Source organism: Ensifer sp. 38_S197, assembly GCF_056924495.1.
Map to the genome: position 1 here is coordinate 949,238 of NZ_JBXOVZ010000002.1, position 20,347 is coordinate 969,584.

The following is a 20,347-nucleotide window of genomic DNA, read 5'->3' on the forward strand; positions in this document are numbered from 1 at the left end:
ACCTTTGACTATAGATGCATCATGAAAAACGTGAAGCCGAAATTGCCCGTTGGCGCCGCAAAACCGAAGTCGGCGACCGCCCGCCGCGCCACTCCGCGCGTGAAGAGCCTCTATAGCCGGGACGAGCTCAAGGAGATCTTCCGCCGCTTCTCGATCCAGCGGCCGGAGCCGAAGGGAGAGTTGGAGCACGTCAATCCGTTCACGCTGGTCGTCGCCGTGGCGCTTTCGGCGCAGGCGACCGATGCCGGCGTCAACAAGGCGACGCGGGCGCTCTTCGCCGTCGCCGATACGCCGGAGAAGATGCTGGCGCTCGGGGAGGAGAAGCTCCGGGACTACATCAAGACCATCGGTCTCTACCGCAACAAGGCGAAGAACGTCATCGCGCTCAGCGAAAAGCTGATCCGCGATTTCGGCGGCGAGGTGCCCCGCACGCGCGAGGAGCTGGTGACCTTGCCCGGCGTCGGCCGCAAGACCGCCAATGTGGTGCTCTCCATGGCTTTCGGCCAGTCGACGATCGCCGTCGACACCCACATCTTCCGCATCGCCAACCGGCTCTGTCTGGCACCGGGCAAGACGCCGGACGAGGTGGAAGACAAGCTGATCAAGATCATCCCGGACGAGTATCTCTACCATGCGCACCACTGGCTGATCCTGCACGGGCGCTATTGCTGCAAGGCGCGCAAGCCCGAATGCGAACGCTGCGTCATCGCCGATCTCTGCAAGTCGCCGGAAAAGACCTGCGATATCCCGGCACCGCTCGTCGAACTGCCGCCGCAGACCATCTCCGCCGCAAGCTGAGACCACGACCTCGGCGGGATTGACGTCAGGCCGACACCATCCGATCGATCAGCGTGCCGATCGTCTCCGCATAGACCTCGCGCGACGCGCCGTCGGCGATGTCGAGGGCTGCGCGATCGAACGCCGCCGAGAGCAGCGAAGCCATGGCGGATAGTTTCTCGCGTTTGGGAGCTGCCGGCGCCATCGCTTCGGCAAGGCCTTCCGCCAAGGTTCTCTGCGCATTGGCCGCGTCGATCGCCACCATCTCCTGCCTGCCGAGCACCGCCGGCCCGTCGAGCAGCAGCAGGCGGATCCGGCCCGGCTTCCGCATCGCGTCGAAATAGGCGCGGGCACCGACCTTCAGGGCCTCGCGCGGCGTCAGGTCGTCGGCCGTCGCCTGCTCGATCGATGCCGCCACGGCGCCTGCTTCCCGCTCCGCCACGGCGCGGAACAGCGCCTTCTTGTCTTCGAAGTGGTGATAGAGCGCGCCGCGGGTCAATCCGGCGGCGGCGACGATATCGGGCGTGGAGGTATCGGCATAACCCCTGGTGACGAAGAGGCCGCGGGCGGCATCAACGATCGCGGCGCGCGTCGTGTCGGATCGCTCACGGTTGGAGCGGCGGGAGTTCCCCTGTTGCATACATGCAGCCTGTATGTTAATTGGATACATACAGATTGTATGATATTGCGCGAGCGAGGGAAAGCCATGAAATCGACGAGCTACTATCCTGTCATCATGACATCAGATGTTGCGGGAACCGCCGCCTTCTACATCGAGCATTTTCGCTTCCAGGCGCTCTTCACCAGCGACTGGTATGTGCATCTGCAGTCGGTCGAAGACGACCACGTGGCGCTGGCCGTGCTCGACTACCGTCACGAGACAATCCCGGAGGAGGCGCGCGCTCCGACCCGCGGTCTTCTCTTGAATTTCGAGGTCGAGGATCCGGACCGCATCTATGCCGAGGCGCTTGCCGCCGGCCTGCCGATCCTCAAGACGTTGCGCGACGAGGACTTCGGCCAGCGTCATTTCATCACCGCCGACCCGAACGGCGTGCTGATCGATGTCATCAAGCCCATTCCGCCGAGCGCCGATTTCGCCGCCGCATATGATGAAAGCGCGCTTCCTACGGCGTGAGGAGCCGGCACGCGTCTTTTGTCTTCCAAATGGCCGGAAAACCGGTATTAACGAACACCGGCCATCACGGAGACCGGACGAGGTTCATGACAAAATACGACGTGCTGACGATCGGCAATGCCATCGTGGATATCATCGCGCGCTGCGACGACGCCTTTCTCAATGAAAACGGCATCATTAAGGGCGCCATGAACCTCATCGATGCCGAACGCGCCGAGTTGTTGTACTCGCGCATGGGCCCGGCGGTCGAAGCGTCCGGCGGCAGCGCCGGCAATACGGCAGCCGGTGTCGCCAGCCTCGGCGGCCGTGCCGCCTATTTCGGCAAGACCGCGAGCGACCAGCTCGGCGAGATCTTCGCGCACGACATCCGCGCCCAGGGCGTTTACTTCGAGACGAAGCCGCTTGAAAGCGTGCCACCGACCGCGCGCTCGATGATCTTCGTCACCGAAGACGGCGAGCGTTCGATGAACACCTACCTCGGCGCCTGCGTCGAGCTTGGCCCCGAGGACGTTGAGGCTGACGTCGTCGCGCAGTCCAAGGTCACCTATTTCGAAGGTTATCTGTGGGATCCGCCGCGGGCCAAGGACGCGATCCGCGAAACCGCCCGGATCGCCCACGAAAACGGCCGCGAAACCGCGATCACGCTCTCGGACAGCTTTTGCGTCCACCGCTACCGCGACGAGTTCCTCGAGCTCATGCGTTCCGGCACGGTCGATATCGTCTTCGCCAACAAGCAGGAAGCGCTGGCGCTCTACGAGACCGAGGATTTCGATCTGGCGCTGGAAAAACTCTCGAAGGACTGCAAGCTCGCCGCCGTGACGCTCAGCGAGGAAGGGTCCGTGGTCGTGCGTGGAGAAGAGCGGGTCCGCGTCGGCGCAAAGCCGATCGCCCAGGTCGTCGATACCACCGGCGCCGGCGATCTCTATGCTGCGGGCTTCCTGTACGGCTACACGACCGGACGCTCGCTCGAAGATTGCAGCAAGCTTGGCAACCTCGCCGCCGGAATCGTCATCGGTCAGATCGGACCGCGGCCGATGGTGTCGCTGGCAACCGCCGCCAAGCAGGCCGGTCTCGCCTGATTCGCCCTGATTTGAATCTTGCGAAAAGCGGGCGCGGCCTTACTTGAAGGCCTCGCCCGGATAGGCACCCCAGATCTCGCTCTGGGCGATCCAGCCTTCGACGCCCTGCGTCTCGACATGGCACCAGTCGCCATTGCACTCGCCGACACGCACGATGACGCCAGGTTCCATGCGGGCGGTGATCGGGGCCGTTCCCTGCGGGTCGCGGCGCATGTTGACGAAGACGCCTTCGCCCTTGCCGCGCATCCAGGGCGCTGCCACCGCCGTGCGGTCGCCGGAAAGCAGCGCCTGGTTCACCCAGCCTTCGGTGCCGTCGGCATCGCGGATACGGCGCCAGTTATCGTATTCCTGGATGATCTCCACCGGCACGCCGGGCTTCATGTAGCGGAACGCGACCGCGTAATCGACGCTCGGGCCGATCCTGAGATTGACGCTCTTGGACTTGAGGCTGACGAATCGCGGCAGCGGCAGTCCGCTGGCGCCCTTGGCGGCTTGAGCGTAAGCCGCCGACGTCATGATCCCGGCGCCAAGGCAGGCGGCGATCAACGAGAACGAGAATCTGGAAATGACATGACGCATGACGAAGCTCATTATCCGTGGCAATAGCTCATGCAGGCGCAGTTTATTCGAGGCCCAGTCCGCGGGCTGAAATCGCGGGGACGACGACGCGAGTTTTGTTTGTCTTCCCGGTGGGGTCTGGTAGAAAATGCGGCTACAGGGAGAAAGTATCGCCCAACTTGGTTAAAGACCCGTCAACAAGGCCCGTCGCAGCAATGACAAGCAAGAAGAAGCCCACGGTCTACATCACCCGCAAATTGCCGGATATCGTCGAGACGCGCATGCGCGAACTCTTCGACGCGGAGTTGAACATCGACGACACGCCGCGCAGCCAGCCGGAGCTTGTCGCGGCGGTGAAACGCGCCGACGTGCTGGTGCCGACGGTGACCGATCGCATCGATGCGGCGCTGATCGAGCAGGCCGGCCCGCAACTGAAGCTGATCGCCAGCTTCTCGAACGGCGTCGACAACATCGATGTCGATGCCGCCGCGCGCAAGGGCATCACCGTCACCAACACGCCGAACGTGCTGACCGAAGACACGGCCGACATGGCGATGGCTCTCATTCTCGCGGTTCCGCGACGGCTTGCCGAGGGTGCGCAGATCCTGACCGACCGCAAGGGCGAATGGGCCGGCTGGTCGCCGACCTGGATGCTCGGCCGTCGTATCGCGGGGAAGCGCATCGGCATCGTCGGCATGGGCCGGATCGGCACCGCCGTTGCCCGCCGTGCCAAGGCCTTCGGCCTCTCGATCCACTACCACAACCGCCACCGGGTGAAGGCGGAGACCGAAGAGATGCTGGAGGCGACCTACTGGGACAGCCTCGACCAGATGCTTGCCCGCGTCGATATCGTTTCGGTCAACTGCCCGTCGACGCCGGCGACCTATCATTTGCTCTCGGCCCGCCGCCTGGCGCTGATGCGACCTGACAGCTACATCGTCAACACCGCCCGTGGCGGCATCATCGACGAGACGGCGCTGATCAAGTGCCTGCGCGAAGGCAAGATCGCCGGCGCCGGTCTCGACGTCTTCGAGAATGAGCCGGCCGTCAATCCGAAGCTGATCAAGCTCGCCGGCGAAGGCAAGGTCGTGCTGCTGCCGCACATGAGCTCGGCGACGCTCGAGGGCCGGATCGACATGGGCGACAAGGTGGTGATCAACATCCGCACCTTCTTCGACGGTCACCGCCCGCCGGACCGCGTGCTTCCGGGCCGCGATTGATCGCGAAACGCCGCACGGCCCCGACGTGCCGCTGTCCGTCCCGATTGAAAGCTAGAGCGTCTTGCGCATCTCGATTGCCGTCGGCCGGGTAAAGCCGGGATGGCACATCGTGCCGCTCTGGACGAATCCCCAGGCGGCAAAGGCGCGGTGGTTGTCGACGAGTTCAATGCGGGTCAGCAGCCGCAGTGCGGGAAGGCCGAGCGATCGCGCCGTCATTTCCGCTTCCGCGAGCAGCAGTCGGCCGATGCCCTTGCCCTGTGTCTGCGGAGCAACCGCGAGCTTGCCGATATAGAGACAATCGGCCTCGGGTTTGCAGAAGATGCAGCCGACGAGCCTTTCGCCGTCGCTGACGCCGAAGGCGATCTCGTCAGCGATCTTTTGCCGGAGCGATTCGATGTTCAATGCATGCGCCGACGAGGGCGGGTCGATCTGCCCGTCCATGTAGGAGAAGGCACCGAGGATAAGCGCCAGCAGCTCCTCGTGCCGGTCGAATGTTTCGTCGATGCGAAAGATCTGTACCATGGTCGGCCTATGCTCTGCGACGATAGCGGATGGTGTTGAACTGCGCCGTCAGCGCGTCATACATCAACAGCCGCCCGACGAGCGGCTCGCCGAAACCGGCAATCACCTTGATCGCTTCCATCGCCTGGAGCGTGCCGATGACGCCGGTCAAGGCGCCGACGATGCCCGCTTCGGCGCAGGAGGGCACGACGCCCGCCGGCGGTGCTTCGGGAAAGAGATCGCGATAGGAGGGGTTCGGCCGGCCGTCCGCGCCGGCCTTGTACGGCATCAGCACCGTCAGCGATCCGTCGAAGCGGCCGACGGCGCCGGTCACCAGCGGAATGCCCACCTTGGCCGCGGTATCGGCTGCGAGGTAGCGCGTGTCGAAATTGTCCGAGCCGTCGACCACCAGGTGATATTGCCGGAACAGCGCCTCGGCATTGTCGGGGTTAAGCCTGATCTGGTGGCCTTCGACGACGACATGCGGATTGAGCGAGGCAATTGCTTCCGCCGCCCGCTCGACCTTGGCGCGGCCGATGTCCTCGGTGCGATGGATGATCTGCCGTTGCAGGTTGGAGAGCGAAACGGTGTCGTCGTCGACGATACCGATGCGACCGATGCCGGCGGCCGCGAGGTAGTGCAGCACCGGCGCGCCGAGACCACCGGCGCCGATGACCAACACGTTCGCCGCCTTCAGCTTCTGCTGGCCAGCGCCGCCGATTTCCGGAAGCACGATATGGCGGGCGTAGCGCGAGATCTCCGATTGGTCGAGCTTGTTCTCACCGGTCATGGCAACATCCTCCTCGGCGGCGGCCGATCTCTAGATCTTGGATCGGCTCGACCAAATCATAAACGTGATCGACGCCCATGAGGGAGAGCGGGTTCCGTGCGAAAACCGCAAACACTTTCCTCATCCGGCTCCTGCTTATCCCGTAACGCTGCCGTGCGAAACGGTCAGGAAGCGGCCGCGATCGCCAAGTGCCTCGAACATCGCCTGGTCCGTGCCGGTCATGAAGGCCTGGCCGCCGAGGCCGTCGACGAGGTCGAACAGGGCCGCGCGCCGGTTGATGTCGAGATGCGCTGCGATCTCGTCGAGCAGAAGTATCGGCGCGTGGCCGGTCATGTCGCCGACGAGACGTGCATGCGCCAGCACCAGGCCGACGAGCAGCGCCTTCTGCTCACCGGTCGAGCAGCGTGCCGCCTCCATATCCTTCTCTCGGTGGCGAACGAGCAGGTCGCTCCGATGCGGCCCGTCGAGCGTGCGGCCTGCCGCTGCGTCGCGCGGCCGTCCATCCCGCAGCATCGTCAGATATTGCTCTTCGAGATCATAGGCCGGGCGATGACCTTCGTCGTCGAGAAATCCGGATAGCGCCAGCCGCGCCGACGGAAAAACATCGCCGTCCACGTTCCGTTCGACGAGCGCGGTGAGCAGGCCGAGCATTTCCTGCCGCGCCAGCGCCATGGAAACGCCGAGGCCAGCCATCTCGCGTTCGATCGCGGTCAGCCAGGCCGGGTCCGGGCGAAACTCGGTCAGCAGGCGGTTGCGGCTGCGCATCGCGCGGTCGAACTCGCTGGCGCGGCGGCCATGTTCCGGATCAAGCGAAAGCACCAGCCGATCGAGAAAGCGCCGCCGATCGGAAGAGGGCCCGGTGAAGAGGCCGTCCATCGACGGGGTCAGCCAGAGAACGCGCAGGTGATCGGTCAGCTCGTCGACGCTCGCCGCGGGCGTTCCGTTGAGCCGCAATCGTCGGGACTGCCCCTCGGTCACGCCGGCGGTGCCGGTGCCGATTTCGACCGGCCCGTCCATGCCCTCGACAGCGGCAAAGACGGAGAAGCCGTCACTGGCGCCGACACGGGTGACATCGGCATAGGCCGCACGTCTCAAGCCCCGACCGGGAGAGAGGAACGAGACCGCCTCCATCAGGTTGGTCTTGCCGGCGCCGTTCTCTCCCGTCAGCACCACGTGGCGCTGGTCGAGCTCCAGCGAGAGGGCCGCATAGTTGCGGAACTCCGTGAGCTTCAGGCGGTTGAGAAAGACCTTGTGTGGCATCGGCAGTCCGGATTCGAGGTTGGGCGCCAGCTAGGACGAAAGCAGGCGCCAAGGCAAGGTGAAACGGCATACCTGTCCATATCGGTGCAACTTGGCCGATTTCGGCGGGGGAAAGGCGACAAACCCCTTGGATCAGGTGCTTTTCTTGGGCGCTCCGGTCCAATATGACAGTTTCATGACAATCCACGAATGGACATATTTGTGATGCTGGCTTGGTTCCGCAAACTACTTCCCCGCGAGGATCGCTTTTTCGAGCTTTTCGCGAAACACTCGCTCACCGTCGTCGGCGCCGCCGAGGCGCTCGACAAGCTGCTTGCCGGCGGCGATGACATGGAGAAACAGTGCGACCGCATCGTCGCGCTCGAAGATGAAGCGGACCACATCACTGCCGAAGTGCTGCTGGCAGTCCGTCGCTCCTTCATCACGCCCTTCGACCGCGGCGACATCAAGGACCTGATCCAGTCGATGGACGATGCCATCGACATGATGCACAAGACGGTCAAGACGATCAGGCTCTACGAACAGAAGAGCTTCGAACCCGGCATGCGCGAAATGGGCGCGATCGTCGGCCGGGCTGCGCACCTGATTGCCGAGGCTGTCCCGCTGCTGGACCGCATCGGCGCCAATCACGACCGCCTTATCGCCATCGCCGAGGAGGTCACCCGCATCGAGGGACATTCCGACGAACTGCACGAGCAAGGCCTCAAGGAATTGTTCCACCGCTACGGCACGGGCAACGCGATGGCCTATATCGTCGGCAGCGAGATCTATGGCCAGCTGGAAAAAGTCATCGACCGGTTCGAGGACGTTGCCAATGAAATCAGCGGCATCGTGATCGAGAACGTCTGATGGATGCGACGCTCGCCTTTCCGTTGCTCGCGGGATTGATCGCCATCGCGCTGTTCTTCGACTTCCTGAACGGCTTGCACGATGCCGCCAACTCCATCGCGACGATCGTCTCGACGCGGGTGCTCAGGCCGCAATATGCGGTCCTATGGGCGGCCTTTTTCAACTTCATCGCCTTCCTGTTCTTCGGTCTGCACGTGGCCGAGACGCTCGGCAAGGGCATCATCGATCCCGGTATCGTGACACCGCTGGTGATTTTCTCGGCCCTGATGGGGGCGATCGTCTGGAACATCGTCACCTGGCTGTTCGGCATTCCGTCGAGCTCGTCGCACGCGCTGATCGGCGGCCTTGTCGGCGCCGGCCTTGCCAGCACGGGCTTTAATTCCATCGTCTGGACCGGTCTTCTCAAGACCGTCGGCGCCATCTTCATGTCGCCGGCGATCGGCTTTTTCCTGGCGCTGATGCTGGTGCTGATCGTCTCCTGGTTGTTCGTGCGGCAGACGCCCTTTGCCGTCGATCGCACCTTCCGCGTGATGCAGTTCGTCTCGGCGTCGCTCTATTCTCTCGGTCACGGTGGCAATGACGCGCAGAAGACCATGGGCATCATCGCCGTTCTGCTCTTCTCGCAAGGGTATCTCGGTTCGGAGTTCTACGTTCCCTTCTGGGTCGTGATCACCTGCCAGGCGGCGATCGCGCTCGGCACGCTGTTCGGCGGCTGGCGCATCGTTCACACCATGGGCTCGAAGATCACCAGGCTCAATCCGATGCAGGGCTTCTGTGCCGAAACGGGCGGAGCGATCACGCTCTTTGCCGCCACCTGGCTCGGCATTCCGGTTTCGACGACGCACACCATCACCGGCGCGATCATCGGCGTCGGCGCGGCGCGGCGCGTCTCGGCCGTGCGTTGGGGGCTTGCAGGTAATATCGTGATTGCCTGGTTCATCACCATGCCGGCAGCGGCGGCGATCTCGGCCCTCGCCTACTTCACGATCGATCTGCTGTTCTGATCGATACAGGGACTATCTCCCGCCTTTTGGGGCGGGAGATAGGCATCATTTCTCTACGCGCGGCGCAGGGCTGTCCCGCCCGCCCTGATGCAAGGTCAGGCTTTCGGCGCGGGTGCCGTTGAGCGTGAAGCTGATCTGCGCATCGACGAGCTTCGCAAAGAACCGATGCTCGGCCTCCGGAAGGATTTCAAGCCGGTCCTGGCCGGTTGCCTGGGCAAACAGCCGATTGCCGTCACGAAAGATCGTCAGGTCGAAACCCGGCGCCAGCCTGTAGGTGCCGAGATAGGCATCGTAGGTCGCCGGATCGACCGTTATGGCAGTGCGCCGGACGATGGCGGGCGCAAGCGGGACGTTGCGGTTGAGCAGATGTTGGCCGATATCGTCGACGCCCACTTCGGTCGACGTGTTCGACAGGGCGACGACGCCGATCCCGGTCGACGAACGGTAGCCGACGAAGGATCGATAGCCGCCAGTGCCGCCATTGTGCCAGATCACCTGCTCGTCGCCCTTACCGGAAATCACCCAGCCCAGCGCCTGCTCGCCCGCGCCCTCGCCGAGCGGCTGCCGTGTCGCCAGCAGGGTGGCGAAGGCGGACGCCAATGGTGATGGCGTTTTCCCCATGGCGGCCTCGAGGAAGATCAGCAGGTCTTCCGCGGTGGAGCGCAGGGCACCGGCCCCCTGCAGCGCGTTGAGATCCCAGTCTCTCACCGGCTCCAGTGCCGCATCGTGGCCCGTTGCCTGGCGTTCGGACCAGTCTGGCTGCGGCGTGATGGCCGTATCCTTGAGGCCGAGCGGCTTGGCGATGCGTCTTCCGACAAGATCCTCATAGGAAAGCCCGGCCTTCAGCGCCAGCACGTGGCCGAGAAGCCCCGCGCCGAGATTGGAGTATTCGTGCTCGACACCCGGGCGGCGCAGCGGTTTGTGGCCGGAGAGAAAGCTGTAGAGCCTGGTGGTGTCGTAGTCCGCATAGGGATTGGTGATGTCGGCCGGCGCCAGGTTGCTCGGTAGCCGCGGCAAGCCCGACATGTGCGTCGCCAGGTCTGCCAGCGTGATCGGAACCTGCTTGTCCTCCGGCATCGTCACTCCGGACGGTAGCAATGTCGCGACAGGCGTATCGAGGCCGAGCGTACCTCTCTCGACCGCGTCGGCGAGCAGCAGTGCGGTGAATACCTTGGTGACCGAGCCGATCTCGAACACGGTGCGTCCATCGACGAGACGCGGGTCGCCTTTGGCGGGATGGCCGTGCGCGACGATGCGCCGGCCATTGGCGTCGGTGATGCCGACGACGATGCCGATCGACTGCTGCTGCTTGTCGATGCGCTCGGTCAGAATATCTAGGATTTCGGCATCGGTCGGGGCCGTGGAAGGGGAACCCGCATGGGCGGTGGTGCAAAGCGTCATGACGACGATCCAGTTCAGCAAGAAGGTCCGCATGATGAAAAGATAGGAAGACAATCTTTGGTTGCAAAGGTGAAAAGGATGCTAGCCGACTTCGATCAAGCTTCTGTCGAGACTTGATCGGCAATCGGTGAGGAACTATCGCCGGCAACGATTGCGCCGAGGTTGCAGAAATGCGTCACGGATCCCAATAGGGCGGATCGCCGAATGATTCCTTCAGATGTTGGGCGATGGCCCGGAGCTTGGCCGAGACGCGTCGGCCTTCCGGATGAGCCATGTAGATGAATTCGGGCTCCGGGCGCAGCCCGACATCGATCTCGCGCAGTTGCCCTTCGCGCACCGCGGGACCGGCGATGAAGGCGGGCAGCAGCGCGATGCCAAGCCCGGCGACGGCGGCATCGTGCATCATGTCGCCATTGTTCATGCCGAGCGCCAGGCGCGCCCGGACGACCGTTGCCCCTGAAGGTCCCTCGAACCGCCAGTCGGCCGCGCCGCGATTGGTGTAGAAGATGCCGCGATGGCCTCCGAGCTCGGCAAGCGACGCCGGGGTGCCGTGGCGTCCGAGATAATCCGGCGCGGCGACGAGCAGACGCCGGCTTCTCGCAAGCTTCCAGACGACCAGGCGAGAATCGGCGATCACGCCGTGGCGGACGATCGCGTCATAGCCTTCCGACGCCGCGTCCACCCGGCGGTCGTCGAGATCGAGCGTCAGTTCGATTTCCGGATGGCGCGCCAGGAACGGGTAGAGTGCTGGACCGAGATGCCGGCGGCCGAAACTGACAGGCGCAGCGATCCTGAGCGGCCCCGTCAGGAGCCCGCGGCGTTCGGCAAGATCGCTGGCAGCGGCTTGCACCTCGCTGACGATCCGGACGGCACGCTCGCGGAAGGCGATGCCATCCTCGGTGAGCGTCAGCTTACGCGTCGTGCGATGGAGCAGCGTGGCGTTGAGCGTCCGCTCCAGCTCTGCAACCCTTTCGCTGACGACGGATTTCGACAGACGCAGGCGCCGCGCCGCTTCGCTGATCGAGCCGGCTTCGGCGACCGCGACAAAGGCCGCTATTCCTTCGATTTTCATCATCGTTCGGCTTTTCCGAATTCGAGTTCCAGAATTGGAAGACTAATCCGAACGATCGTATTCCGCCATATTTCTCAGCATCCGAGGACGACGGTTCCAGCCAATCGAACCGACCTCTTCTTCAACCCAGCAAGAGGACTTTCATCATGTCACGTTTAGAGAACAAGACGGCACTGATCACCGGCGGCACCAGCGGCATCGGCCTCGAAACCGCGCGCCAGTTCATCGCCGAAGGCGCAAGGGTTGCGGTGACCGGCACCAATCCGAAGAACATCGCCGAAGCTCGTGCGATCCTTGGCGAGGCGGCCCTCATCATCGAGGCGGATGCCGGCAATGTCGCCGGTCAAGCGGCAGTCGCCGAAAAGATCCGCGCCGCCTTCGGCACGCTCGATATCCTTTTCGTCAATGCCGGCATCGCCAAGCTGCAGCCGATCGAACAGTGGGACGAAGAAAGTTTTGACCGTTCGCTCGCCATCAACCTCAAGGGACCGTACTTCCTGATCCAGGCGCTGCTGCCTGTTTTCTCGAAGCGGGCTTCGGTCGTGCTCAACACTTCGATCAACGCCCATATCGGCATGCCGACGTCGAGCGTCTATGCGCTGACCAAGGCGGGACTTCTCTCGCTGGCGCGCACGCTGTCCGGCGAGCTCATCGGCCGCGGCATCCGGGTGAATGCCGTCAGCCCCGGTCCGATCCGCACGCCGCTCCATGACGGTCACGCCCCGACGCCCGAGGAAAACAGGCAGGTTGTCGATGCCATCGCCGCGCAGATCCCGCTTGGCCGCTTTGGCGACCCGAGCGAGATCGCCAAGGCGGTCGTCTTCCTCGCCTCCGACGAAGCCACCTTCACCGTCGGCGCCGAGTTGATCGTCGACGGCGGCATGGCGACGCTGTGATCATGCTGGTGCCAGCGATCTGAACGGCCTGAGCACTCTCTTCAAGCGCCGCGTGTCCCCGGATCCGCGGCGCTGTCGTGCCTGCCTCCGTTGGCAATGGGATGGGAGGAGAGTATATTTCTGCGATCTAATAAAATGCATCCGTTCGCGGGGGAGCCGCGAGACGAACACCGATCAGATCCCGGGAGGAGACGATGACGAGTGTCAGATGGATGATGAAGGGGCGCGAGTTCATTCATTGCAACTGTGCCTATGGCTGCCCCTGCCAGTTCAACGCGCGACCGACGCAAGGTCATTGCAGTGCCATCGGCGCCTTCGAGATCGAGGAAGGCTATCACGGCGAGACGCGGCTCGACGGGCTTCGCTGCGGCCTGATCGCCGCCTGGCCGGGCGCGATCCATGAGGGCCGGGGACAGGTGGTGCCGATCATCGACATCCGCGCCTCGGAGCCGCAGCGCAACGCGCTGCTGCGCATCATGAGCGGTGAGGATACCGAGCCAGGCGCGACCTTCTTCCAGGTCTTCGCGACCACCTTCGAGACCATGTACGATCCGGTCTTTGCCGAGATCGACTTCGACATCGATGTGAGCGGGCGCACGGCACGGCTGAATGTGCCCGGCTGGATCACCGCGCGCGGCGAGCCGATCCTCAACCCGGTGACCGGTATCGCCCACCAGGCTCGAATCAATCTCCCGCAGGGTTTTGAATATGATCTCTGCGAAGTCGGACGCGGATGGGCCGACACGAAGGGCCCGCTGACTTTGGCGCTTGCGGACTCGCACGCCCATTTCGCCAGAACACACCTGACTGAAAGTGGCGTGATCCACTGACGCCCATGAGGGATACGACGCTCGAAACTCTGCTGAGACGCGATCGCGCCATCGTCGTGGTGGCCCTGGTCACGTTGACGGCAGTCAGTTGGCTCTACATCCTGTGGCTGGCGTCGGCCATGGACACGGCCACGGCACCCGCGTCTTCCGGCAGCATGGATATGGGGTCTGGCATGGACATGGATATGCCCATGGACATGCCGATGAATATGCCCCCGGAGGCGCAAGATAAATCCATGACGTCAATGGCGACAGTGGCCGCCGGTCCCTGGACCACGGCGACCTTCGCTTACGCCTTTGTCATGTGGGCCGTGATGATGGTGGGCATGATGGTGCCGTCGGCAACGCCGATGATCCTGCTCTATGCCCGCGTCGGCCGCCAGGCGGCCGAGCAGGGAAAGCCCTTCGCCGCGACCAGCTACTTCGCTGGCGGCTATCTGCTGGCCTGGGCCCTGTTCGCGCTGATTGCCGTTCTCGGGCAATGGCTGCTAGACCACGCTCTGCTGCTCACCCCGATGCTTTCGAGCGCCAGCCAGGCGATGAGCGGCGTTGTTCTGATTGCCGTCGGCCTGCTCCAATGGACGCCGCTCAAGGAGCGGTGCCTCCGGCAATGCCAGGCGCCGCTGCTTTTCATTCAGAGCCACGGCGGTTTCCGCCGCGAGGCAGGCGCTGCCTTCGGCCTCGGGCTGCAGCATGGCCTCTATTGCGTTGGCTGCTGCTGGGCGCTGATGGCGCTCCTGTTCGTCGGCGGGGTGATGAACGTGTTGTGGATCGCGGCGATCGCCATTTTCGTGCTCGCCGAAAAGGTCGTTCCCGGCGGCCGGCTGTTGTCCCGTGTCGCTGGGGTGGCGCTCGTCATGGCCGGGCTGTGGCAGCTTGCGGCCATGACGTAAAGCGCACAACGTCGCTTTGGGAACGCTCGGAGCGCCTTATTCGCTCAGCGTGTCGAAGAAATCCTTCATCCGGGCGAAGAAGCCCGTCGATTCCGGATTGTTGTCCTTGGACGAGATCTGCTCGAATTCCTGCAGCAGTTCGCGCTGGCGCTTGGTCAGCTTCTGCGGCGTCTCGATCTGGATCTGGATGTAGAGGTCGCCGGACTGGGCCGAGCGCAGCACCGGCATGCCCTTGCCCTTGAGGCGGAACTGCTTGCCGGCCTGGGTGCCCTCGGGAACCGTCACGCGCGACTTGGTGCCGTCGAGCGTCGTCACGTCGAACTTGCCGCCAAGGGCGGCCGTCGTCATCGAGATCGGTACGCTGCAATAGAGATCGGCGCCATCACGCTGGTAGAATTCGTGCGGTCTGACCGAGAGGAAGATGTAGAGGTCGCCCGCCGGTCCGCCGCGAAGCCCCGCCTCGCCCTCGCCGGAGAGACGGATGCGTGTTCCGTCCTCGATGCCGGCTGGAATGTTGACCGAGAGCGTGCGCTCTTCGGTGACGCGGCCCTGGCCATGGCACTTGCCGCAGGGATCGGTGATCGTCTGGCCGCGTCCGCCGCAGGTGGGGCAGGTGCGCTCGATCGAGAAGAAGCCCTGGGCGGCGCGCACACGGCCGGAACCGTGACAGGTGCCGCAGGTCTTCGGGCTCGTGCCGGGCTTGGCGCCGGAGCCGCTGCAGACGTCGCAGGTGATCGATGTCGGGACGCGGATCTGCGCGGTCTTGCCGCTAAAGGCTTCTTCGAGCGAGATCTCCATGTTGTAGCGAAGATCCGCGCCGCGCTCGCGGCCGCCCGATGAGCGCCGCTGGCGTCCGCCGCCCATCATCTCGCCGAAAATGTCCTCGAAGATGTCGGAGAAGCCGCCGGCACCGCCGCCGCCGAAGCCGTTGCCCATGCCGCCCTGCTCGAAGGCCGCGTGACCGTAACGGTCGTACGCCGCGCGCTTCTGCGGGTCCTTGAGCGTCTCGTAGGCTTCGTTGATTTCCTTGAAGGTCTTCTCTGCTGCCGCGTCGCCGGGGTTCTTGTCCGGGTGATACTTCATCGCGAGTTTGCGGAAGGCGCTCTTCAGCTCCTTCTCATCGGCATTCTTGGCAACCCCAAGCGTTTCGTACAGATCACGTTTCATTCGTCGAAGACTGTCCTATTGACAAGGCGTACCAGCGCGAAGGCTCGGCGGCTGCCCGTTTACCTTGCCACCGATTTAGTAAACCTTGAAGCGCGATACCATAGCCCGAACGGCGGTAGACGCGGTTTTTTGTCGGAAAAGTAACGTTTGCAGTAGGTGGCGGCGCCTGTCGCCATGTTTGTCCATCGCACCGGGCTGTGCAGGCAACAAAAAACCCGGGCGAACCCGGGCTTTTCGTCTGTTTGAAGACTTAGGCCGAACGCTTCCGGTCGTCCTCGTCGTTGACTTCTTCGTAGTCGGCATCGACGACGTCGCCATCGCGGGCGGCGTCTGCTGCGGCATCCGCGTGAGCCGCTTCAGCCTGCTGTGCTTCGTAGATCGCCTGGCCGAGCTTCATGGAAACTTCCATGAGCGTATTGGTCTTGGCCTTGATGTCTTCGGCGTCCGGCTCGGAGGCTTCGACGGCGGTCTTCAGCGCAGCAATCGCGTCGGAGATCGCCTTGCGGTCGGCTTCCGAAACCTTGTCGCCGTAGTCCTTCAGCGACTTCTCGCTGGAGTGGATCAGGCTTTCGGCCTGGTTCTTGGCTTCGACACCTTCGCGGCGCTTCTTGTCGGACTCGGCATTGGCCTCGGCGTCCTTGACCATCTTCTCGATGTCGGCGTCGGAAAGACCGCCGGATGCCTGGATGCGGATCTGGTGTTCCTTGCCGGTACCCTTGTCCTTGGCCGAAACCTGCACGATGCCGTTGGCGTCGATGTCGAAGGTGACTTCGATCTGCGGCATGCCGCGCGGTGCCGGCGGAATGCCGACGAGGTCGAACTGGCCGAGCAGCTTGTTGTCGGCGGCCATTTCGCGTTCACCCTGGGAGACGCGGATCGTCACGGCCGACTGGTTGTCGTCGGCGGTCGAGAAGGTCTGCGACTTCTTGGTCGGGATCGTCGTGTTGCGCTCGATCAGGCGGGTAAAGACGCCACCGAGCGTTTCGATGCCGAGCGACAGCGGGGTGACGTCGAGCAGCAGGACGTCCTTGACGTCACCCTGCAGAACGCCGGCCTGGATGGCAGCACCCATGGCGACCACTTCATCCGGGTTCACGCCCTTGTGCGGCTCCTTGCCGAACAGCTGCTTCACGGTTTCCTGAACCTTCGGCATGCGGCTCATGCCGCCGACGAGAACGACTTCGTCGATCTCGGCAGCCGAGACGCCGGCATCCTTGAGGGCTGCCTTGCACGGCGCGACGGTGCGCTGGATCAGGTCGTCGACGAGGCTTTCGAACTTGGCGCGCGACAGCTTCATCGTCAGGTGCTTCGGACCGGAAGCGTCAGCCGTGATGAACGGCAGGTTGATTTCGGTCTGCTGCGACGAGGACAGTTCGATCTTGGCCTTTTCGGCGGCTTCCTTGAGGCGCTGAAGGGCGAGCTTGTCGTTCTTCAGGTCGATGCCCTGTTCCTTCTTGAACTCGCCGGCAAGATACTCGACAAGACGCATGTCGAAGTCTTCACCGCCGAGGAAGGTGTCGCCGTTCGTCGACTTCACTTCGAAGACGCCGTCGCCGATTTCCAGGACCGAGATATCGAAAGTACCACCGCCAAGGTCGTAAACGGCGATCGTCTTGCCGTCCTTCTTGTCGAGGCCATAGGCCAGCGCTGCCGCGGTCGGCTCATTGATGATGCGCAGAACTTCGAGACCGGCGATCTTGCCGGCATCCTTGGTTGCCTGGCGCTGAGCGTCGTTGAAGTAGGCCGGAACGGTGATGACGGCCTTTTCGACCTTTTCACCGAGATAGGATTCGGCCGTTTCCTTCATCTTCTGGAGGATCATGGCGGAGATCTGCGACGGCGAATAATCCTTGCCGTGCGCTTCGACCCAGGCATCGCCATTGTCAGCCTTGATGATCTTGTAAGGAACCATGCCCTTGTCTTTTTGCGTGGTCGGGTCCTGGAAGGTCCGGCCGATCAGGCGCTTGATCGCAAAAAGCGTGTTTTCCGGATTGGTGACGGCCTGGCGCTTGGCCGGCTGGCCGACGAGACGTTCGCCGTCGTCGCTGAATGCCACCATCGAGGGGGTCGTGCGCGCACCCTCGGCATTTTCGATCACCTTCGCATCTTTTCCGTCCATGACGGCGACGCAGGAGTTGGTCGTTCCCAGGTCAATACCAATAACTTTAGCCATGTCGTTCTCTCCTTGCAGCGGACTGTCGGAACCCGGTCAGGCATTCGTAAGACAGCCCCTAACGGGATGGTCTCAGGATTTCTTCGCAGCCGAGACTGCGCCGATGCGGCGTATATAAGGACCGGCGTTTCGGACTGCAAGGCATTCTGCGGGGCGTTTGTGGGCAAATGCAAGTGCGGGATTTGCCTAGCTGGAAATGGGCCATCCGCCGCCGGTGAGAAAGCTGCCAGTCGCACGCTTGTGGCGCCGGTCGCGCGCCGGCTCAACCGCCGGTCAAAATGTCGAAGAGGGTCGTGCGGCGCGTGGCACCCGTCGCCTGGCCGACATCGGCCGGTGGGACGAGGCCGCCATTGCTCTCGTCCGCGCTCTGGCCGCCCCATGCGCCGCCCTGGTCCACAGGACGCTGGCCGACCGCGACGGCGCCATCGACCCCGACAGGTGCGTCCGGGAACGCTTCCGGATCGCCCGAGACCAAGTCGCCGGCCGGTGCGCCCACGCCTTCATCGAAGACCGGCTGCACGCCGGTCGTGCCGAAGAGCGGTGAGGGCGAGAGGCCCTCGTGGGCCGCCATCATGAAATCGTGCCAGGCCTTGGCCGGCAGGCCGCCGCCGGTGACCTTCTTCATCGACTTGCCGTCGTCGTTGCCGAACCAGACGCCCGTGGTCAGGTTCGAGGTGTAGCCGACGAACAGCGCGTCACGGAAGGATTGCGTCGTGCCGGTCTTGCCGGCCGCCTCCCAACCCTTGAGCTGCGCCTTCTTGCCGGTGCCCTTGGTCAGTACCCTGACCATCATCTGGTTCATTTCGCTGACAATTGCCGGGTCGAGCACGCGCGGCGGGTTGTCGTAGGTGTTCTCGTAAAGCACCGTGCCGTCCGCTTTGGAGATGCGGCGGATGACATGCGGCGTCGCCTTGAAGCCGCCATTCATGAAGGGCGCATAGGCCGAGGTCAGCTCGACGAGGCTGACTTCGGATGTGCCGAGCGCGATCGAGGCATTGGCCTGCATCTCGGAATCGATGCCGAGGCGGTGGGCGACCTTGACGACGTTCTGCGGCCCGACCTCCATCACCAATTGTGCGGCGATGGTGTTCAGCGAGTTGGCGAGCGCATCGGCGAGGGTCACCTCGCCGCGATATTTCTGGTCGTAATTCTCAGGCGTCCAGTTGCCGATACGGACCGGACCGTCGTTGCGGATCGACATCGGCGTGCGGCCGATTTCCATCGCGGCGGCATAGACGAACGGCTTGAAGGCCGAGCCCGGCTGCCGCTTCGCCCTGGAGGCGCGGTCGAACTGGCTCTCGGCATAGTCCTTGCCGCCGACGAGCGCCCGGATGGCGCCGGTGCCGTCGATCGAGACGAGCGCCGCCTGCGAAGCGTCGAGCTTCTTGCCGTCGGCATCAAGCGTGGCGCCGATCACCTCCTCGGCCTTCCTTTCGAGATCGAGGTCGATCGTCGTGTCGATGACGAGATCTTCCTTGATCTCACCGATCATGCCGGGAAGCTGGTCCATCACCATGTCGGCGACATAGTGTTCGGCGCCCGACCAGTAGCTCTTCGCCTTGGTCGGTGTCTGCGACATCGCCGTCTTGATCTCGCTGTCGGTGACGTAGCCTTCCTCGCGCATGGCGCCGAGAACGACCTGGGCGCGCTCTTCCGCCGCCTGCGGGTCGCGGGCCGGCGACAGGCGGGAGGGAGCCTTGAGCAGGCCGGCCAGCAATGCGGCCTCGCCGAGGTTCACGTCGCGCGCCGACTTGTTGAAATAGCGCCGCGATGCCGCCTCCACGCCATAGGCGTTTGAGCCGAAGAACACCCGGTTGAGATACATCGCCAGGATCTGGTCCTTGGAATATTTCTGCTCGAGCCAGAAGGCGAGCAGCACCTCCTGCACCTTGCGCTCAAGCGTGCGCTCCGGCGAAAGAAACAGGTTCTTGGCCAGCTGCTGCGTCAGGGTCGAGCCGCCCTGCACCATGCGCCCGGTGGTGAGGTTCGTCAGCATGGCGCGGGCGAGACCCAGCGGGTCGATGCCGAAATGCGAATAGAAGCGGCGGTCCTCGATGGCGATCACCGCCTGAGGAATGTAAGGCGACATGTTTTCGAGTGACAGCGCTTCGCCACCGGTGGTGCCGCGATTGGCGATGACGTCGCCACCGACCGCAAGGATCTTGACGTTCGGTGGCCGTTCGGGGATCGACCAGCTATCGGCACTCGGCATGCGCGCGCCGTAGTAGAGCACGAGGCCGCCGACGCCCATGGCGCCCCAGATGCCGAGCACGATGCACCAGTAGAAGAGCGTGCGGACAAGGCCGATGAAGCCGCCGCCGCCGGAACTGCGCCGTGCGCTGCCGCGCTTGCCGGCTGCCTTCTTTTTGCCGTTGCCCTTCTTGCTGCTGCTCGAAGATTTGCCGCGGGACGCCTTGCGGCTGCTGGTCACACGATCGCTGGCCTCGACGCGAAAATCGTCATCGTCGTCCTCGTCTCCGCCGAACGATGGCTCGATCCGCTGTCCTGACCTGCCGTTTGTTGCCATGCCGTTTGGATTTGTCCCTCTGCCGTCTGCGGGGGCTGCTTGGCTCAACCGCGACGGCGACTTCGATCTCGACGGCGGTACCGGCACTCTGCGCCCATCCGCCCCGGCGACCGGGTGAACTTTAAATACGGCAATTTAAGGGGGAGTTAAGAAGCCGATCGTGAAAGACGCATGGTCTTCAACAGCTTGCGTTCAGGCGGTGTCGGGTCGTAGTG

The 20,347-nt window shown here is 63.6% G+C and carries 19 protein-coding genes; 9 read left to right on the forward strand and 10 right to left on the reverse strand.

Going from position 1 to position 20,347, the window contains the following annotated elements; translation table 11 throughout:
- Positions 1 to 21 precede the first annotated feature (21 nt).
- Complete coding sequence (nth, locus tag AC1Z3V_RS17685) at positions 22 to 798, forward strand: endonuclease III (protein WP_483500722.1); 777 nt, start codon at positions 22 to 24, stop codon at positions 796 to 798.
- Positions 799 to 823: 25 nt separating this feature from the next.
- Here the strand turns inward: nth and AC1Z3V_RS17690 are convergent, their stop codons facing one another.
- Positions 824 to 1,417, reverse strand: coding sequence for a TetR/AcrR family transcriptional regulator (locus tag AC1Z3V_RS17690; RefSeq protein WP_483500724.1), 594 nt, complete (start codon positions 1,415 to 1,417; stop codon positions 824 to 826).
- A 66-nt stretch (positions 1,418 to 1,483) separates the two neighbouring features.
- Between AC1Z3V_RS17690 and AC1Z3V_RS17695 the strand changes: the two genes are divergently transcribed.
- Entirely contained in the window at positions 1,484 to 1,912 is a 429-nt protein-coding gene (locus tag AC1Z3V_RS17695) for a VOC family protein (RefSeq protein ID WP_429810625.1), read from the forward strand.
- Positions 1,913 to 1,998: 86 nt separating this feature from the next.
- Complete coding sequence (locus tag AC1Z3V_RS17700; RefSeq protein ID WP_483500726.1) at positions 1,999 to 2,991, forward strand: adenosine kinase; 993 nt, start codon at positions 1,999 to 2,001, stop codon at positions 2,989 to 2,991.
- A 39-nt stretch (positions 2,992 to 3,030) separates the two neighbouring features.
- Here AC1Z3V_RS17700 and AC1Z3V_RS17705 read toward each other — a convergent pair whose 3' ends face one another.
- Positions 3,031 to 3,582 carry an SH3 domain-containing protein gene (locus AC1Z3V_RS17705; protein WP_483500728.1) on the reverse strand — a complete coding sequence of 184 codons (552 nt, stop codon included), beginning with the start codon at positions 3,580 to 3,582 and terminating at the stop codon, positions 3,031 to 3,033.
- A 182-nt stretch (positions 3,583 to 3,764) separates the two neighbouring features.
- On the opposite strand from AC1Z3V_RS17705, the gene AC1Z3V_RS17710 reads away from it, so the two are divergent.
- A complete protein-coding gene (locus AC1Z3V_RS17710; RefSeq protein ID WP_077962855.1) occupies positions 3,765 to 4,769 on the forward strand; it encodes a 2-hydroxyacid dehydrogenase in 1,005 nt (334 codons plus the stop codon).
- Positions 4,770 to 4,820: 51 nt separating this feature from the next.
- Here the strand turns inward: AC1Z3V_RS17710 and AC1Z3V_RS17715 are convergent, their stop codons facing one another.
- The 3 genes from AC1Z3V_RS17715 to recF all read right to left on the reverse strand — a co-directional run bounded on the left by AC1Z3V_RS17715 (position 4,821) and on the right by recF (position 7,320).
- Complete coding sequence (locus AC1Z3V_RS17715; protein ID WP_483500730.1) at positions 4,821 to 5,291, reverse strand: GNAT family N-acetyltransferase; 471 nt, start codon at positions 5,289 to 5,291, stop codon at positions 4,821 to 4,823.
- A 7-nt stretch (positions 5,292 to 5,298) separates the two neighbouring features.
- Positions 5,299 to 6,060 carry a molybdopterin-synthase adenylyltransferase MoeB gene (locus AC1Z3V_RS17720; RefSeq protein WP_483500732.1) on the reverse strand — a complete coding sequence of 254 codons (762 nt, stop codon included), beginning with the start codon at positions 6,058 to 6,060 and terminating at the stop codon, positions 5,299 to 5,301.
- A 135-nt stretch (positions 6,061 to 6,195) separates the two neighbouring features.
- Entirely contained in the window at positions 6,196 to 7,320 is a 1,125-nt protein-coding gene (gene recF, locus AC1Z3V_RS17725) for a DNA replication/repair protein RecF (protein WP_483500734.1), read from the reverse strand.
- A gap of 204 nt (positions 7,321 to 7,524) precedes the next feature.
- Between recF and AC1Z3V_RS17730 the strand changes: the two genes are divergently transcribed.
- Together AC1Z3V_RS17730 and AC1Z3V_RS17735 are read left to right on the forward strand one after the other, a co-directional pair.
- Positions 7,525 to 8,169 (forward strand): DUF47 domain-containing protein, encoded by a 645-nt coding sequence (locus tag AC1Z3V_RS17730; RefSeq protein WP_429810635.1) that lies wholly within the window; start codon positions 7,525 to 7,527, stop codon positions 8,167 to 8,169.
- Positions 8,169 to 9,173: an inorganic phosphate transporter gene (locus AC1Z3V_RS17735; RefSeq protein ID WP_429810637.1), complete on the forward strand. Its 1,005-nt coding sequence runs from the start codon at positions 8,169 to 8,171 to the stop codon at positions 9,171 to 9,173. The genes AC1Z3V_RS17730 and AC1Z3V_RS17735 overlap by 1 nt, the downstream gene beginning before the upstream one ends.
- Positions 9,174 to 9,218: 45 nt before the next feature.
- Here the strand turns inward: AC1Z3V_RS17735 and AC1Z3V_RS17740 are convergent, their stop codons facing one another.
- Both AC1Z3V_RS17740 and AC1Z3V_RS17745 read right to left on the reverse strand, forming a co-directional pair.
- Positions 9,219 to 10,628, reverse strand: coding sequence for a serine hydrolase (locus AC1Z3V_RS17740; RefSeq protein ID WP_483500736.1), 1,410 nt, complete (start codon positions 10,626 to 10,628; stop codon positions 9,219 to 9,221).
- 121 nt (positions 10,629 to 10,749) lie between these two features.
- Positions 10,750 to 11,649 carry a LysR family transcriptional regulator gene (locus tag AC1Z3V_RS17745; RefSeq protein ID WP_483500738.1) on the reverse strand — a complete coding sequence of 300 codons (900 nt, stop codon included), beginning with the start codon at positions 11,647 to 11,649 and terminating at the stop codon, positions 10,750 to 10,752.
- Positions 11,650 to 11,792: 143 nt separating this feature from the next.
- Here AC1Z3V_RS17745 and AC1Z3V_RS17750 point away from each other — a divergent pair, with 143 nt between their 5' ends.
- The 3 genes from AC1Z3V_RS17750 (at position 11,793) to AC1Z3V_RS17760 (ending at position 14,265) form a co-directional block, all read left to right on the forward strand.
- Positions 11,793 to 12,542 carry an SDR family oxidoreductase gene (locus AC1Z3V_RS17750; protein WP_429810643.1) on the forward strand — a complete coding sequence of 250 codons (750 nt, stop codon included), beginning with the start codon at positions 11,793 to 11,795 and terminating at the stop codon, positions 12,540 to 12,542.
- A gap of 194 nt (positions 12,543 to 12,736) precedes the next feature.
- The gene (locus tag AC1Z3V_RS17755) at positions 12,737 to 13,372 is read left to right on the forward strand and encodes a DUF1326 domain-containing protein (protein WP_483500740.1); all 636 of its coding nucleotides are present in this window, start codon (positions 12,737 to 12,739) and stop codon (positions 13,370 to 13,372) included.
- A 5-nt stretch (positions 13,373 to 13,377) separates the two neighbouring features.
- On the forward strand, positions 13,378 to 14,265 hold the full coding sequence (locus AC1Z3V_RS17760) for a DUF2182 domain-containing protein (protein WP_483500742.1): 888 nt from the start codon (positions 13,378 to 13,380) through the stop codon (positions 14,263 to 14,265).
- Between the two features lie 36 nt (positions 14,266 to 14,301).
- On the opposite strand, the gene dnaJ is transcribed toward AC1Z3V_RS17760, so the two are convergent.
- The 3 genes from dnaJ to AC1Z3V_RS17775 form a co-directional block, all read right to left on the reverse strand.
- Positions 14,302 to 15,432: a molecular chaperone DnaJ gene (gene dnaJ, locus AC1Z3V_RS17765; protein WP_429810648.1), complete on the reverse strand. Its 1,131-nt coding sequence runs from the start codon at positions 15,430 to 15,432 to the stop codon at positions 14,302 to 14,304.
- A 250-nt stretch (positions 15,433 to 15,682) separates the two neighbouring features.
- The gene (gene dnaK, locus AC1Z3V_RS17770; protein ID WP_483500744.1) at positions 15,683 to 17,605 is read right to left on the reverse strand and encodes a molecular chaperone DnaK; all 1,923 of its coding nucleotides are present in this window, start codon (positions 17,603 to 17,605) and stop codon (positions 15,683 to 15,685) included.
- 262 nt (positions 17,606 to 17,867) lie between these two features.
- The gene (locus tag AC1Z3V_RS17775) at positions 17,868 to 20,132 is read right to left on the reverse strand and encodes a transglycosylase domain-containing protein (protein WP_483500746.1); all 2,265 of its coding nucleotides are present in this window, start codon (positions 20,130 to 20,132) and stop codon (positions 17,868 to 17,870) included.
- Positions 20,133 to 20,347 lie beyond the last annotated feature (215 nt).